Origin of the sequence: Liberibacter crescens BT-1 (assembly GCF_000325745.1) — a bacterium.
Lineage (GTDB): Bacteria > Pseudomonadota > Alphaproteobacteria > Rhizobiales > Rhizobiaceae > Liberibacter > Liberibacter crescens.
This window is the reverse complement of sequence record NC_019907.1, coordinates 975,396-990,723: the sequence shown is the minus strand read 5'-3', so window position 1 is coordinate 990,723 and position 15,328 is coordinate 975,396. Positions and strand designations below refer to the sequence as shown.

Below are 15,328 nucleotides of genomic sequence, written 5' to 3'. Positions count from 1 at the left end.
TATCTGTTTTTGAAATGCTTATAAAATCTTATTAAAAACCTTCTGAATTCAATCATAAACATCTTAAAAAAATACAATTAAAGGATGGTTTATTTTTTCCTCTGTTGACACTTATAATTGTTAAGTCATTAATTCCATGCAGTTCTTATAAAAGAAACTAAAAAACCTGTATAATAAAAAGCTGCTTAAAAACCAATATTCTGTTAAAAGATTGATATAATAAGTTGATTAACGTTTGGAAAACTGGAATCTACGACGAGCTTTAGCTCTTCCGTATTTTTTACGTTCAACAATACGGCTATCACGTGTTAAAAAGCCTCCTGGTTTAAGCTTTGCTCGTAAACTTGGGTCAAAATACGTTAAAGCCTTAGAAATTCCGTGACGCACAGCCCCAGCTTGACCAGATAAACCACCACCTTTAACAGTAGCAAAAATATCAAAGCGATTATCTTGTGAAGAGGCTACTATTGGCTGTTTGAGAATCATCTGTAAAACAGACCGTACAAAATAATTCGTGAATTCTTTCCCGTTAATAATGATTTTTCCTGTCCCAAGTTTAATCCAGACACGTGCGATAGATTCTTTTCTTTTTCCAGTAGCATAAGAACGACCTAATGCATCAATGTTTTGGACATGTGGAAGTGGAAGTGAATTAAAACTAACAGATTGATTGTTATTATCAATAATCTCTTTAAGATCAGAAAGATCTCCCATAATTATGCGCTCCTAGCATTTTTAGAATTAAGTTGAGCGATGTCAACGAACACAGGTTTTTGAGCTTCATGCGAATGATTTTCTCCCGCATAGATACGTAGATTCTTCATTTGAACGCGTCCAAGAGGACCACGTGGAACCATCCGTTCAACAGCTTTTCTAAGAACACGATCAGGAAAACGCCCTTCCAGAATATTTTTAGCAGTACGTTGCTTTATACCACCAGGATACCCGGTATGCCAATAATAGATTTTTTCTTCATATTTTTTGCCGGATAAAACTATTTTTTCAGCATTTATAACAATGATGTTATCACCAGTATCAACACTGGGAGTATAAGTGGGTTTGTCTTTTCCACGTAAACGAAGTGCTATTTGAGATGCAAGGCGACCAAGCACCAATCCTTTAGCGTCAATTAAGATCCACTTCTTTTTTACTTCTGCTGGCTTTTGAAAGAAGGTTGCCATTCAAAATTTCCCTTAATACTTTATTGAATCTGTTTAGATGTATATTCAAATGTTTATTTCTCACCTTTGTAAGGCTGATTTAAATACTATAAATACCGGGTACTTAACTAGTGGTCAATAACGTAGGAGATATTTTTTTCAAAACAAATGAATATTGTCAAAATTATAAAGCCCTATGAACGAAGACTGGACAAAAACTATATTTAAAAATACAACCATAAATTTTTTTTGAATGTTAGTTCTAGACATCATATTTATCTAAGGTAGAATTAATTAAGATACTATAGCATAAATATTAATTGTTAGCATTCATGACTGTTGCTTTGATGTAATAGGTATTATCATGAATATTTCATGAGAATCGGAGACAAGTTGTTGAGAAATGAAATTTTTAATTCTACAACTTGTCCTGTTGAAAGGAAAACTATTCTTTTTTAAGGGAGGAGTAGCTGTATTAGGATTTTTTCTTCTGCTGTACGTATCTTAAATCAGTACAATCTGTGTCAATTTTTGGTCTCCACTTGATACTTATAATGCTGATATAGAGAAATGTCATAATTAAAATTTGAAGAGTTAAATTTTTCTAACATTTATTGTAGCTATAAAAAGACATTATTAAATATATCTTTTAAAGGTGAATTTGCATTCAATGCTGGTCTTTATTAAGTTTCAGATGGCTCTGGTATGTTAGAGCAATATTCTTATCCTTATGTGGAAGTTATTAATCGTGTAACTTGGATGATAGGGAAGTTACCTATAGTAGAATCTCAGTTATGAATAAGTTAACTATAATATTATGTCAGGTTTATTTTATTGTTTTATGAGAGATGAGATCTGTTATTTATTTTTAAGTTTGTGATGTATATTTAATACCTTGGGAAGATTAATTTGAAAAATCTGGATAATGTTGGAAGATGGTTTTTAATTATCTTTTGCACCTTGAACTATGATTTGAGATTTATATCTAAATAAATCAGGGAAGACATTGTTCTTTACAAAGCATCTTTAGCTTATTTGAAGGATTACTAAATGAATTTGGGGTATATAAAGCGTCCTGTAGAGACTACGATGGCAGTTGTTCCTGTAGTTATAGAGCAAACAAATCGTGGTGAAAGATCTTATGATATTTATTCAAGATTGTTAAAAGATCGCATTATTTTTATTACTGGTCCGATTGAAGATTATATATCAGCACTTGTGTGTGCTCAGTTATTATTTCTTGAATCTGAGAATTGTTCAAAAGAAATTTCTATGTATATCAATTCTCCAGGTGGGGCTGTAACTGCTGGACTGGCAATTTATGATACAATGCAGTTTATTAGGTCACCGATTTCAACATTTTGTATAGGTCAAGCTGCTTCAATGGGTTCTCTTCTTTTATCTGCCGGTGAAAAAGGTCATCGTTATGTGTTGCCTAACGCTCGTATTATGGTTCATCAGCCATCAGGAGGGTTTGCAGGCCAGGCATCTGATATTGCACGTCATACCAGAGATATTCTTGACGTAAAACATCGGTTACATCAAATATATGTTAAGCATTGTGAAAGAACTTATGAAGAAGTGAAGAGTACATTAGATAGGGATTCTTTTATGTCTGCGGAAGAAGCGTGTGAATGGGGATTGGTTGATAAGATTTTGGTGTCTCGCGCTGAAATTTAGAAATCTGGTGGATGTTTTAAGAAAATATTTTTTATATAATTTTTGTCTTAGTTATATCCCAATTGTAGGAGATGAACGATTTGAATCTTGTTTAACAAAGCGGTATTATATATCAAGTTTTTATAGCTCTTTATTGATATTAAAAAATTGATTGATATAGAAAGATATATCTTGTTTAAAAAATAGAAAAAATGTTGAATGTTTAGTGGTAAGGATAAAATTCTTATAATAAATTAACTGAGTCAGTGCGATGATAAAGTTTATGATGTCAACTGTACTATTTATGGGTTAGATGTTATTGCCCAGTATACTGAAAGGATAGTGTTATGAGCAAGACCAGTAGCAATAGTGGTGATCTTAAAAACACTCTTTATTGTTCATTCTGTGGTAAAAGTCAGCACGAAGTCCGGAAGTTGATTGCCGGTCCTAACGTGTTTATCTGTGATGAGTGTGTTGAGTTATGTATGGATATAATTCGTGAAGAAAACAAATCCTCTATATCTAAATCATACGAAGGTGTTCCAACACCGCAAGAGATTCTCAAGGTTCTTGATGAATATGTCATTGGACAAGCGCAAGCAAAGAAAGTATTGTCTGTTGCAGTTCATAATCATTATAAGCGTTTAGAGCATTCTTCTAAGAATAGTGATGTGGAATTGGCAAAGTCCAATATTCTGTTGGTTGGTCCTACAGGTTGTGGAAAGACATATCTTGCGCAAACTTTAGCGCGTATTATTGATGTGCCGTTCACCATGGCGGATGCCACTACATTAACTGAAGCTGGTTATGTTGGTGAAGATGTTGAGAATATTATTCTAAAGTTGCTTCAGGCTGCTGATTATAATGTTGAACGTGCTCAGCGTGGGATAGTATATATTGATGAAGTTGATAAAATTTCAAGGAAATCAGATAATCCTTCTATTACTCGGGATGTATCGGGAGAAGGGGTACAGCAAGCATTGCTGAAAATTATGGAAGGTACAATTGCTTCTGTTCCGCCACAAGGAGGTCGTAAACATCCTCAGCAAGAGTTTTTGCAAGTTGATACAACAAATATCTTGTTTATTTGTGGTGGTGCTTTTGCGGGTCTAGATAAAATTATCTCTGCTCGTGGTGAAAAAACGTCAATTGGTTTTTCTGCTGTTATTCAACCACCAGAAGATCGCCATGTTGGAGAAATTTTGCGTGGGCTTGAGCCTGATGATCTTGTGAAATTTGGTTTAATTCCGGAGTTTATTGGACGTCTTCCGGTTCTTGCAACTCTTGAGGATCTTGATGAAACTGCTCTTATAAGAATTCTTTCTGAGCCAAAGAATGCATTGGTAAAACAGTATCAGCGTCTTTTTGAGATGGAGGACGTTGAGCTTACTTTTCATGAAAATGCTCTCCTTGAAATTGCTAAACGTGCTATTTATTGTAAGACGGGTGCTCGTGGTTTGCGTTCTATCATGGAAAAGATTCTTCTTGATACAATGTTTGAGTTACCAGTTCTTAAGGGAGTTACAGGTGTTGTTATTTCTGATGATGTTGTTAAAGGAACAGTGCGACCTCTAAATATTTATGCTGAGAAGAGGGCTGAAGGAAAGACTAATGTTTCTGCTTGATTATTCTATTGGTATTGTTTTTTTAATTGGTAGTTGTTATAGATTAATAGATTGAAATTCAATATGAGAAGATCCAATGTATACTTAAGGTAATAAATGTGTATCGTCTTATGATAAGTAAAATTTTAAGGCAGGACATAAGGTAGGACAGTAGAAAAGAGAAAAAAATATGAACAACGAGACTTCAGCAGTTGAGAACGAAGGATCATATCCCGTATTACCACTGCGTGATATCGTAGTGTTTCCGCATATGATAGTTCCATTATTTGTAGGACGTGATAGATCTATCAATGCTCTTGATGATGCTATGAATTCGAATAAGCAAATCATGCTTGTTACACAGATCAATTCAAGCGATGAAAATCCTGATTCTTCTTCTATCTATGATGTAGGTACTATTGTAACTGTATTACAGTTACTGAAGTTGCCTGATGGAACAGTTAAAGTTCTTATAGAAGGGCGTTCTCGAGCGCGTATTATTTCGTGTACAGAACAAAAAGATTTTTTAGAAGCAAAGGCTGAAGTATTATTAGAAGAAAGTGAAGATACTGTTGAGCTTGAAGCTTTAAGCCGCTCAGTTGTAGCAGAATTTGATAATTATATAAAGTTAAATAAGAAGATTTCTCCTGAGATTGTAAGTGTTGTTAGTCAAGTTGAAGATTATTCAAAATTAACTGACATGATAGCTTCTCATTTATCTATCAAGGTACTTGAAAAACAAAAGTTGTTAGAGACAACTTCTGTTAAGGAACGTCTTGAAAAGCTTCTTGCTTTTATGGAAAGTGAGATTTCTATATTACAGGTTGCAAAGAAAATACGTTCGCGTGTAAAGCGGCAAATGGAAAAGACTCAACGTGAATATTATTTGAATGAACAAATAAAGGCTATTCAAAAAGAGCTTGGTGAAGGAGAAGATGGTCGTGATGAAATGACCGATCTTGAGTTGCGTATCACTAAAACAAGGCTCTCTAAGGAAGCGCGTGAGAAGGCTATAGCAGAGCTACGCAAATTACGTCAAATGAGTCCAATGTCTGCAGAGGCTACAGTCATTCGTAATTATCTTGATTGGTTGCTAGGGATACCTTGGGATAAAAAGTCAAAAACTAAAAAAAATCTTGATCTTGCCAAAGAGATTCTTGATAAGGACCATTATGGTCTTGATAAAGTTAAAGAACGTATTATTGAATATTTGGCGGTACAATTACGTGTCATAAAAAATAAGGGGCTTATTCTTTGTTTTGTTGGCCCTCCTGGAGTTGGAAAAACTTCTCTTGCTAAGTCTATAGCAAAAGCTACAGGACGTGAATATGTTCGAATGGCTCTTGGGGGTGTTCATGATGAGGCAGACATTCGTGGGCATCGAAGAACTTACATTGGTTCAATGCCTGGGAGAGTCATCCAATCATTAAGAAAAGTAAAAAAGACCAATCCTCTTTTCTTGCTTGATGAGATAGATAAAATGGGAGTAGATTTTCGTGGAGATCCTTCTGCCGCCTTGTTAGAAGTTCTTGATCCTGCTCAAAATTATGCATTTATTGATCATTATTTGGAAGTTGAATATGATTTATCTGATGTTATGTTTATAACAACAGCTAATACACTTAATATTCCTGTTCCACTAATGGATCGTATGGAAATTATTCGTATCTCTGGGTATACGGAAGAAGAGAAATTAGAAATTGCAAAGCGGCATCTTTTAGATAAGGTTATTGAAGAAAATGCAATTCAATCAGGAGAGTTTCTGATCAATGATGAAGTGCTGACAACAATCATTCGTTCTTTTACACGTGAGGCAGGAGTACGTAATTTTGAACGTGAATTAATGAAGTTGGCGCGGAAGGTTGTTACAGAAGTTATTAAAGGTAAAACAAAATCTGTTTCAATAACATTAAATAATTTACAGGATTATTTAGGTGTTTCACGTTACAGACATACAGAAGTAGAAGTAACTGATCAAGTAGGGATAGTCACCGGGTTGGCTTGGACTGAAATGGGAGGTGAGTTGTTAACTATAGAAGGCGTTATGATGTCTGGGAAAGGTCGTATGACTGTTACAGGCAATCTTAGAGATGTTATGAAGGAATCAATTTCTGCGGCAGCATCCTATGTTCGGGCACGTGCAGTTGATTTTGGTATTAAACCGCCTGTTTTTGATAAAATAGATATTCATGTTCATGTTCCTGAAGGGACAACGCCAAAGGATGGTCCTTCAGCAGGGATTGCTATGGCAACGGCTATTGTTTCAGTTATGACACGTATACCTATTTTAAGAGATGTTGCTATGACAGGAGAGGTAACATTACGAGGTCGAATTCTTCCGATAGGCGGTCTTAAAGAAAAGTTGCTTGCAGCTTTACGGGCAGGTATTAAAAAGGTTTTAATTCCTGCAGATAATATCAAAGATTTAGTTGATATTCCAGAAAGTGTTAAGAATAATATGGAAATAGTGCCGGTTTCTTTTATGGAAGAAGTTTTACAGCATGCTCTATTACATATGCCGCAGCCTATAGAATGGAATGGAATTGAAGAGTTACCTTTATCAGTTTCTGAAGTTGTTGATGATACAAATCAATCCTTTACACACTAAAGTAATCGCATAGAGATTTCATTTTTTTATTATAAGTATAATTGTTGTTTTTTTGTAATTTAGAAAGGAGTTAATGCATGAATAAGGGTGAGCTTATATCTGCTATTGCTGAAAAAACAGGTTTAAGTAAAGCAGATTCTGCTTCTACTTTAGATGCTATTCTAGAAATTATTAAAAATGAAATTAAGAGTGGTCAGGGGGTTCGAATTACAGGATTTGGTAGTTTTTCTCTCTCTAATCGATCTGCAACTAAAGGTCGTAATCCTTTAACAGGTCAAGAGGTTCATATTAATGCTCGAAAAGTTCCAAAATTTACAGCTGGAAAAACTCTTAAAGATGCTTGTAATACTTAGATTTTAACAAATAGGTTGATTTTAAAGTTCAATGACTTCTTTAATAAAAGTTATAAAGCTAGAAAGAGGTAAAGATTAGTGATTTTTTAAAGAGAAAGCTTTCTAGAACAGAACTTCCTTGTTATTGAGTGCTTTCTCAAGAATATTTTTGTATTCTTGTCTATTTATTTCTATAGCTCCAAAATTTTTAAGGTGATTAGTTATAAACTGGATATCAAGCAATTCAAATCCACGTGTTCTAAGGTGATTTAATAAATATGTAAGACAAACTTTTGATGCATTGTTACTGCGAGAAAACATACTTTCTCCAAAGAATGCTGATTTTAAACATATTCCATATAATCCTCCCATTAATTTTTCTTCTTTCCATGCCTCTATGCTGTGGCCATATCCCATATGAAATAATTCGATGTAAAGTTCACGTATGGTCGTATTAATCCAGGTTGTCTTTCGATTTTCTGAATTTTCTGCGCAGCCAGAAATCACCTGATCAAAAGCAGTGTCGACACGAATGTCATACGATTTAAGGCGGACAATTTTTTTAAGGCTTCTTGAAATATGAAAATTATCTAAAGGTATTATGGCTCGTTTTTCAGGCTCTATCCAATAGATATTATGATCATTTGCTGACTTAGCCATTGGAAACATACCTACGGAATAGGCATAGAGCAAAAACTCTGTAGTTATTTTATTATTACTATAATCTGGCATATATTAAATTGTTTAGTTCTTTTGGGATAAATACTCCTCTAGCCAGTGAATATTATAATCCCCATCTTTTATAGCGTCATTATTAATAAGTTCTTGAAAAAGTGGTAGTGTTGTTTTTATTCCATCAATAACAAATTCATCTAGTGCACGACGTAATCGCATCATAGATTCTTTCCGATTGCGTCCGTGTACGATTAATTTACCAATGAGACTATCATAGTAAGAAGGAATTTTATATCCTTGGTAAGCTGCAGAATCAATTCTTACTCCTAAGCCACCTGGCGCATGGAAATGTGTAATTGTACCTGGAGAGGGTATAAAATTATTAGGGTCTTCAGCATTGATACGACATTCAATGGCATGTCCAGAAAAGTTGATATCATCTTGTTTAACAGAAAGTCCCATTCCAGAAGCAACTCGAATTTGTTCATGAACAAGGTCAACTCCTGTAATAGCTTCTGTAATTGGGTGTTCTACTTGGAGACGTGTATTCATTTCAATAAAGTAAAATTTATTTTCTTCATAAAGGAATTCTATTGTTCCTGCACCACGATATTTAATCTCTTTCATCGCATTGGTACAGATTTCTCCTATTTTTGTACGTTCTTTATGATCAAGTATAGGGCAATTGGCTTCTTCCCATATTTTTTGGTGTCTACGTTGTAATGAACAGTCACGTTCTCCAAAGTGTACGGCATTGCCTTTTCCATCACCAAATATTTGAACTTCAATATGACGAGGTTTTTCAAGATATTTTTCTATGTAAACAGTATCATTTCCAAACGCAACAATTGCTTCAGAACGTGCTTTGCTAATAGCATCTATAAGTTCTATTTCAGAACGTGCTATTTTCATACCACGTCCGCCACCTCCTGCTGAGGCTTTAATTATTAACGGAAAGCCTACTTTTTTTGCTATTTGTATTGCATTGTCAATATTTACTTTATTCTCTGAACCAGGAACAACAGGTATCCCAAGTTGTTGGGCTGTTTTCTTGGCTGTAATTTTATCACCCATAATTCTGATATGTTCTGCACTAGGTCCAATAAATGTAATATGATGTGCTTCCAGAATTTCAGCAAATTTTGAATTTTCTGAAAGAAAACCATACCCAGGATGTACTGCATCGGCTCCTGTTATTTCACATGCAGCAACTATTTGCTGAATATTTAAATAACTATCTCTTGAAGATGGTGGTCCTATACATACACTTTCATCAGCCAAACGTACATGCATTCCTCCAGAATCTGCTGTGGAATGTACTGCTACTGTAGGAATTCCTAACTCTTTACAAGCACGTAAAACTCGTAAAGCAATTTCTCCACGATTAGCTATAAGAATTTTAGAAATCATAAGAAGAAACCTATTCTATCATTAAAAGTGGTTCACCATATTCAACTAATTGCGTATCTGTGACTTTAATTTCTATAATTTTTCCAGATCGTGGTGCTGTTATATGATTCATTGTTTTCATTGCTTCAATAATTAGAAGAGTTTGTCCCTCTGTAACAAGATTCCCTGCTTCAACAAAGGGTTTTTCACCTGGACCTGGAGATAAGTACGCAGTACCAACCATTGGGGAAGTTACTATATGTGTATTATCATTTATTGTAGATTTAATTGCAGGAACAGCTGAAGATGCAACAGAAAATTGTGTATCCTGATGGCTTGAAGAAGGAGATACAGGAAATCTTGCAGGTTCAATTGTTTGCATTACTGTAGGAGAAAAAGGAGGTGAACTTTCAGGGTCAGGGTAGTGAGTGGTTGTTAATGTTTTTGCAGAAGAACGAGAAAGATATATACTTATACCGTTATGATCGATTTTAATTTCTGTTAAATTCGTCTCATTAAGTATATTGGCAAGATTACGGATTAGCACTAGATCAATGCTTTGTTGTTTAATAGTCATTAAAACTAAACCAGTTCTGGATTTATTATAAACACGAAAAACAATATTTTATTGTATATACTTCATTAAGTAAATTATAGAAATTATAACTTGATAAATATATATTATATGTAACATTTAAGTTTAATATCATTAAAAGACTTATGCCAGAATATAGAATAGTTTTCTTTATGTAATCTGTGGATATTAAGAGATCTAAACGCATTAATTTTATATTTTTATGTTTTTCTCTACCTTGTTCATTATTTTTAGATAACAGGACGGCTATGAAATGGTTAGTTGAGTTATTGTATCTCTTATGAGATTATAATTTAATGTCTTGTGATTTTTAAATAATACATTCATAATTGAACCGTATGCCATAGAGATGACATTTTCAAAGGACATATAAAATATACCCGCTTTGAGAAGAAATTTAAAAGCGGGACTAAATTTGAATAAGTAAATAAAGTCTCTGAGAGTAAAAAATGTTCTTCATTGACCAATAACTGTACTAATTGCTTTCAAATGCTGTAATAATTCTCTTAATAAACCATGGGAACTATCAGCCTTAGGCAATAACTGTATTTTTTAACTCTGGTCTTCGAAGAAGGAAGGCGATTCTGTAAGGTGGTTCTTATTTCAGGGTCGCCTTCTTCTGCCGCTTCGATTTTTCTCTTTACCAATTGTTAACGATAAATCTTTTATTAATATAGTCAAGAAGATCTTCTTTTTTATAGCTTTGTATATTAAAATTTATCTTAATGTGTGTTAATTTTAACAACTTCTTAGCAATTCATTTAAGTGTTTTCGTGAAAAGAGAAATAGACAAAGTGTTTCTTTAAGAATCAAAAACAGCTCATTTGATAATGAGATTTATTTTCTTGTTTTTTAGGGTTATCAAAGCAGCAATGAAGGCTATTTATATTTTTTGATGTATTAATCCATGATAATACGATTTTTTATGTTAAGTGCATATAGAGTATTGCACTCTAGAATCAAGGATATAAACAATAAGTGACGACCCCTGCAGTATTGATACTACTAAGCAAAATCAAGGGTTTTAGCCAAGGTGCGACCAAAATCGCCTCATTGATTTTATTGAATAATTTCTGTGTCCTGGTCGCACCTAAATTCCTTTTGAGAGCTTTTTTGCAGCCTGATAAGCTAACCTCGTTTTGTCTGCTGCTTTTGTGTAGACTTCTGCCATGGACATTTTTGACCATCCGAACATAGCCATGAGTTCCTGTGTGCTGGCTCCTGCATTTGCAGCAATGGTTGCCCCTGCTTTACGCAAGCCGTGAGCTCGACATTCGTCTGCTAAACCCGCTTGCCTGCATTTTTTACAAAACCAGTTTCCAAAAGATGAAGAGGACATAAAAGATGTCCCCTTATGTGTTGTCAGGAATGTATCATTTCCCGTTTCTGTTTTTTCTATGCATTCCTGCAAGGGTTTAAAGACAGGGATATAAACCCATGTTCCTGTTTTTTGTGTTTTGATGGAGAGAACACCATCCTTCATATGCTGTGGCCCAATGCGCACGACATCGGATCTTCTCAACCCGAGAAACAACATAAGCTCAAGAGCGAGTCTCGCTTTTGTTCCCACAGGATGGAAAGAGCGATATTTCTCCACTTCTTCAACTGTCCATGTATAAAAACCATCTGTTTTTTGAGAGGGGCGAGATATACCGATAACAGGATTCTTGCTCATGAATTCGTTTTCCAGAGCCCATTTGAAAATTGGTGATATTGCCTTTAGAAAACCAATGGCGGAAAAAGGTGTTGCTGCTCTTTTATCTACGGTATCCTGAATATGTTTTCTGGTTATTTGGGTGAATGGAATATCTCCTGAATTCTGGATAATTTTTTTATAGATATTTTCGCGAACCTTTTTTGTGGAAATGTTTAAAGATCTGTAATGGCTGCTTTTCCCATATTCCTGAATCAGCCACGCCAATGTTCCCTGTTTTACAGTGTTTCTTTTTACAGGAATATTCCCTGCAAGAGCATTTTTGTAGGCTTCAAGGAACTTTTGCGATCCGTATGAATCAGGAAGCCTGATGCGTTTACCATTTTTTTTAAAGTACCAGACTTTTTTACCGTGTCGTGTTGTTTCGTGTGAGAGATGAGGGTAACGATGTTTAGGCATGGTTAGTACAAGGAAAGATCTACCGCTTCCCTTTCTGTTTCAGGAGAAGGGATTGTGAATTCAGGATAGACACGAAAGGTCAATCCCCCCGAGATAATTTCGATCATGACATGATTGTTTTTGGCGACATTCGCCACTCTTTGCAGATCTGCCTGTTTGATGAATGCAGGAGAGGTCATAGTGTTTCTCCATCGTGGAAGATGATTTTATTGCGTGCTCCCCATTCATGCATAAGCTCAATCATGTTGCTCATTTCCTCTTTTGTGAGGTTTGAGGAAGAACGCCCAAGATTGACGAAGCCATTTCCTTCAAGATTGGGAACAATGCGCATTTCCTTTCGCAGGGCATCAAGGAAGATCAGCTTCCAGTCCTCGGGAGCAAGCCTTGTCCCATGATGTTTTGTCTGCATGATGGCGATATCGGTGAGCATTGCCCACATGCGATTGTTCTGTGGCAGACTGCGCAAGGGTTTTCTGAATTCTATCCTTGTTTTGGCAGGGGGCTGTTTTGACCCAGTGCATAGCCTTTTGCCGATCCATAGTGTTATGCAGAACAATCAGGGCGCGGCTCATGCTGCTTCTTTTTGATATCTGGTATTGAGGTCTTGTGATGACATCGTCTATTTCCTGCAGGAAGGCCTTGATTTCCTTTTCCAGCATGGCAATGATTTCGTCCAGGAATATCGGGATGAATAACAAAGCCTGTTTCCTGAACATCCAGATTGATGATGAACTGATAGTTTTTCCGTGCTTCCTGTTCATGATCAATGCCTCATTGCATTTCCTTGTTGATGAAACTTTCCGCTCTCTTGTCATTTCGTGTTCTTCCGTTGTCCTGATTGCAGAAGTTCCTGCTGACATAATTTTCATTGTTTCAGTATTATGTTCGACGATATTGCTCATTCCTGTTCTCCTTTTCCTGCCTTGGCGTTGTATTCTGCGTAGGCTGATAATGCCAAAAGCTGTTCCCTTTTCATCAGGCAGCTTTTGCTCCCTGTTTCATCATCCATCACAGAGAGACAAAATTCATTGCGATTACCCTTTACACGCTCAATGTGGATGAAAGTCTTGCCGTTGTTGATCCATAAACCGTTTGTGCTGAACTCAAGCATCGGCGTTATCCTTTTTTCTGGAGGGGAGGCCCGATTAAGGAACAAAGAGCCTCCCCCGTTACCGCTCCTGGCGGTTTCTTTTAATCTTCTGTTTCTGTGCTTGTTCAGGTAAGGTTTCTTCCCAGGATCTCTGGCCTATATGGGCAGAAGATAATCTCTTTGGTCAAAATGCTCTTCTCGTGGGTCATATCGTGTATCCTCATTTTCTTCTGTTTCCTCTTCCTTCCATGCAGCATGGAAAGCATCGCTTATTTTGTTCTGGGGCATAATAACCAAGGTCATCTTCCACCCTGCCTAAACAGGCTTTAGGGGCGTGGATTTTGGCGTAGGATACGAGGAAGTCCGAGAAGCTTGCTGTAATCATTTGAAAAAAAAAGTACTATGTTCGTCTGAATAAAAGGAATCTTCTGTGCTAATATCCTGATATTCGCTATCGAACCTGCGGAGTTGTGTTACGAATTGTAAACTTAGCCATTTCCGTGTCCCTTTCCCTGTTTCTTTTCTCATGGCAGATCATGTTTCCGGTCTTCGTGCCTTGGGGGGCACCTGAACAGAGCAAAAATTAACAAAAACCCGTTCAGGTGATGGAGTAAATCTATTATAGGTATATGTACCGTGTCAACATAAAAATGGGTACATGTACCTATTTTCCTTTACACCCCCGAAAATATTTCGTAGAGTTTGGTTTCAGCGGCGCATTTCGTGTCGCTGCATGAACTGAAGGAGAGGGAAGACTCAAAGAACTACATGAATTCGAACAAGGAGATAACCAATGAGCGATGAAACAACAGCCAACCCACCTGAAGAGAAGTCAATTGTACTCACTTCTGAAAGCGTTGACCTTGGAATAGTTTAAAGGAGAATGATTGATAGGCGAGAAGTAGATAAACGCAAGAAAATCACAACTTTAGAATGTAAATATGTAATTACGATTGTCCTGCAAGAACAGGAAAAGAACAGGGAAAAATCAACTTTAGGGTGATAATTTTATGACAGAAGGAACACACTCGATTGCAGAGAGCAGAGGCAAGGAGAAAACCAGATGTGAGTTTGAAAAACTGGTTTACGATTCTCTTAGCGAAGATATTTTTGAATATCTGGATAAAGGAAAACTGACAGAGAATGAGATTGTAGAGGCATCTGAGGCTGCTGTGTATGATGCCGTATCTAATTGGGTTTTAGATAAAATAACGCATGTTGAAAGAGTGAGGTAAGTTTCTAAAATGGCTGCTTCATTAAAACGAACAAAGCAGCCATTATATTTTGGTTTATTTACATTCTGGAAGACTAAGAAGATTATTACTGAGATTATAGTCTGGATGAGTCCTTATAGCTTTATGTCCATAGTTAGATATAACAACTTCAACCCAGGTTTTTGATCCTCCTCGATCAACATAAAAACGGTATTTACCTTCTTCAATTGAAGAAATGACTTGACTTTGTGAAAATTGTTGCCCTCCAGATACACCAACATATTCTATATGTTTATGTGCGTTATGTCTATCAGGCTTATGTATGCAAACGATATTATAATCCATCATCTAGTAGATATCCCTGTAATAATTCTCCCATAGCGGATTAATTCATAGAATCTTTTCCCGCAATAGTCGAGTCAAATATTATTGCAACGTAGAGATTCTTTTGTGTCAGGATATGAAGGATTATGAGAAAACTTTTTTTAAAAAGGTCTGTTACTAGCAGGCCTTTTTAGTTTACAGTTTTTAATATCTTTTCCGTGTAATTTACTATAGAGGCGTTGAGAAGGGCGCGTTACAGCCAATGTAAGCCTTTGGCCATGAGTCCCCATCCAGACCGAGGGCAACAGCGATAAGTGCGCCAAACAGAATACGAAAATCTCTATCCGCTGATTTTCGTAATTCAGATACCTCAGTATGTATCTTGTCATTCAGACGGTTTTCGACATTTGCTATCTCGGTTCGAACACTGGCGATATCAGCCTTTGTTGCGAGATACTCGAAACCTGTTTCCAGCCTTGTTACTCTCGTTTCAAGGGTATTTTTCGGTTGAGATTCTTTCTTTTCGGCCTGTGCGTTCATAAAGAGAGTGTGGAGGAGTTAGGGA

18 protein-coding genes are annotated in these 15,328 nt (G+C 36.0%); 5 read left to right on the top strand and 13 right to left on the bottom strand.

Annotation, left to right across the window (positions count from 1 at the left end; genetic code table 11):
• Window positions 1-228: 228 nt before the first annotated feature.
• Both rpsI and rplM read right to left on the bottom strand, forming a co-directional pair.
• The gene (gene rpsI / locus B488_RS04395) at window positions 229-714 is read right to left on the bottom strand and encodes a 30S ribosomal protein S9 (protein WP_015273335.1); all 486 of its coding nucleotides are present in this window, start codon (window positions 712-714) and stop codon (window positions 229-231) included.
• Between the two features lie 2 nt (window positions 715-716).
• Window positions 717-1,181 carry a 50S ribosomal protein L13 gene (gene rplM, locus B488_RS04390; RefSeq protein ID WP_015273334.1) on the bottom strand — a complete coding sequence of 155 codons (465 nt, stop codon included), beginning with the start codon at window positions 1,179-1,181 and terminating at the stop codon, window positions 717-719.
• A 1,044-nt stretch (window positions 1,182-2,225) separates the two neighbouring features.
• On the opposite strand from rplM, the gene B488_RS04385 reads away from it, so the two are divergent.
• The 4 genes from B488_RS04385 to B488_RS04370 all read left to right on the top strand — a co-directional run bounded on the left by B488_RS04385 (window position 2,226) and on the right by B488_RS04370 (window position 7,384).
• Window positions 2,226-2,840, top strand: a complete 615-nt coding sequence (locus tag B488_RS04385) for an ATP-dependent Clp protease proteolytic subunit (protein ID WP_041771124.1) — start codon at window positions 2,226-2,228, stop codon at window positions 2,838-2,840.
• Between the two features lie 326 nt (window positions 2,841-3,166).
• Window positions 3,167-4,444 carry an ATP-dependent Clp protease ATP-binding subunit ClpX gene (gene clpX, locus B488_RS04380; protein WP_015273332.1) on the top strand — a complete coding sequence of 426 codons (1,278 nt, stop codon included), beginning with the start codon at window positions 3,167-3,169 and terminating at the stop codon, window positions 4,442-4,444.
• A 169-nt stretch (window positions 4,445-4,613) separates the two neighbouring features.
• Window positions 4,614-7,031, top strand: a complete 2,418-nt coding sequence (gene lon, locus B488_RS04375; protein ID WP_015273331.1) for an endopeptidase La — start codon at window positions 4,614-4,616, stop codon at window positions 7,029-7,031.
• Window positions 7,032-7,108: 77 nt separating this feature from the next.
• Entirely contained in the window at window positions 7,109-7,384 is a 276-nt protein-coding gene (locus B488_RS04370) for an HU family DNA-binding protein (protein WP_015273330.1), read from the top strand.
• Between the two features lie 102 nt (window positions 7,385-7,486).
• On the opposite strand, the gene aat is transcribed toward B488_RS04370, so the two are convergent.
• The 9 genes from aat to B488_RS07210 all read right to left on the bottom strand — a co-directional run bounded on the left by aat (window position 7,487) and on the right by B488_RS07210 (window position 13,528).
• On the bottom strand, window positions 7,487-8,095 hold the full coding sequence (aat, locus tag B488_RS04365; protein ID WP_015273329.1) for a leucyl/phenylalanyl-tRNA--protein transferase: 609 nt from the start codon (window positions 8,093-8,095) through the stop codon (window positions 7,487-7,489).
• Between the two features lie 12 nt (window positions 8,096-8,107).
• A complete protein-coding gene (gene accC / locus B488_RS04360) occupies window positions 8,108-9,448 on the bottom strand; it encodes an acetyl-CoA carboxylase biotin carboxylase subunit (RefSeq protein ID WP_015273328.1) in 1,341 nt (446 codons plus the stop codon).
• Between the two features lie 10 nt (window positions 9,449-9,458).
• Window positions 9,459-10,004 carry an acetyl-CoA carboxylase biotin carboxyl carrier protein gene (gene accB, locus B488_RS04355; protein WP_015273327.1) on the bottom strand — a complete coding sequence of 182 codons (546 nt, stop codon included), beginning with the start codon at window positions 10,002-10,004 and terminating at the stop codon, window positions 9,459-9,461.
• 1,108 nt (window positions 10,005-11,112) lie between these two features.
• Entirely contained in the window at window positions 11,113-12,135 is a 1,023-nt protein-coding gene (locus B488_RS04350; protein WP_015273326.1) for a tyrosine-type recombinase/integrase, read from the bottom strand.
• 2 nt (window positions 12,136-12,137) lie between these two features.
• The gene (locus B488_RS07215; RefSeq protein WP_015273325.1) at window positions 12,138-12,314 is read right to left on the bottom strand and encodes a hypothetical protein; all 177 of its coding nucleotides are present in this window, start codon (window positions 12,312-12,314) and stop codon (window positions 12,138-12,140) included.
• On the bottom strand, window positions 12,311-12,565 hold the full coding sequence (locus B488_RS04345; protein WP_425277619.1) for a recombination protein NinB: 255 nt from the start codon (window positions 12,563-12,565) through the stop codon (window positions 12,311-12,313). Before B488_RS04345 ends, B488_RS07215 begins: the two co-directional genes overlap by 4 nt.
• The gene (locus B488_RS07345) at window positions 12,483-13,037 is read right to left on the bottom strand and encodes a hypothetical protein (RefSeq protein WP_015273323.1); all 555 of its coding nucleotides are present in this window, start codon (window positions 13,035-13,037) and stop codon (window positions 12,483-12,485) included. The genes B488_RS04345 and B488_RS07345 overlap by 83 nt, the downstream gene beginning before the upstream one ends.
• Window positions 13,034-13,246, bottom strand: coding sequence for a hypothetical protein (locus B488_RS04340; protein WP_015273322.1), 213 nt, complete (start codon window positions 13,244-13,246; stop codon window positions 13,034-13,036). The genes B488_RS07345 and B488_RS04340 overlap by 4 nt, the downstream gene beginning before the upstream one ends.
• 135 nt (window positions 13,247-13,381) lie before the next feature.
• Window positions 13,382-13,528: a hypothetical protein gene (locus B488_RS07210; protein WP_015273321.1), complete on the bottom strand. Its 147-nt coding sequence runs from the start codon at window positions 13,526-13,528 to the stop codon at window positions 13,382-13,384.
• 707 nt (window positions 13,529-14,235) lie between these two features.
• On the opposite strand from B488_RS07210, the gene B488_RS04335 reads away from it, so the two are divergent.
• Window positions 14,236-14,460, top strand: a complete 225-nt coding sequence (locus B488_RS04335; protein WP_015273319.1) for a hypothetical protein — start codon at window positions 14,236-14,238, stop codon at window positions 14,458-14,460.
• A 54-nt stretch (window positions 14,461-14,514) separates the two neighbouring features.
• On the opposite strand, the gene B488_RS04330 is transcribed toward B488_RS04335, so the two are convergent.
• A complete protein-coding gene (locus B488_RS04330) occupies window positions 14,515-14,787 on the bottom strand; it encodes a DUF3892 domain-containing protein (RefSeq protein ID WP_015273318.1) in 273 nt (90 codons plus the stop codon).
• A gap of 204 nt (window positions 14,788-14,991) precedes the next feature.
• Window positions 14,992-15,303, bottom strand: a complete 312-nt coding sequence (locus B488_RS04325; RefSeq protein WP_041770731.1) for a hypothetical protein — start codon at window positions 15,301-15,303, stop codon at window positions 14,992-14,994.
• Window positions 15,304-15,328 lie beyond the last annotated feature (25 nt).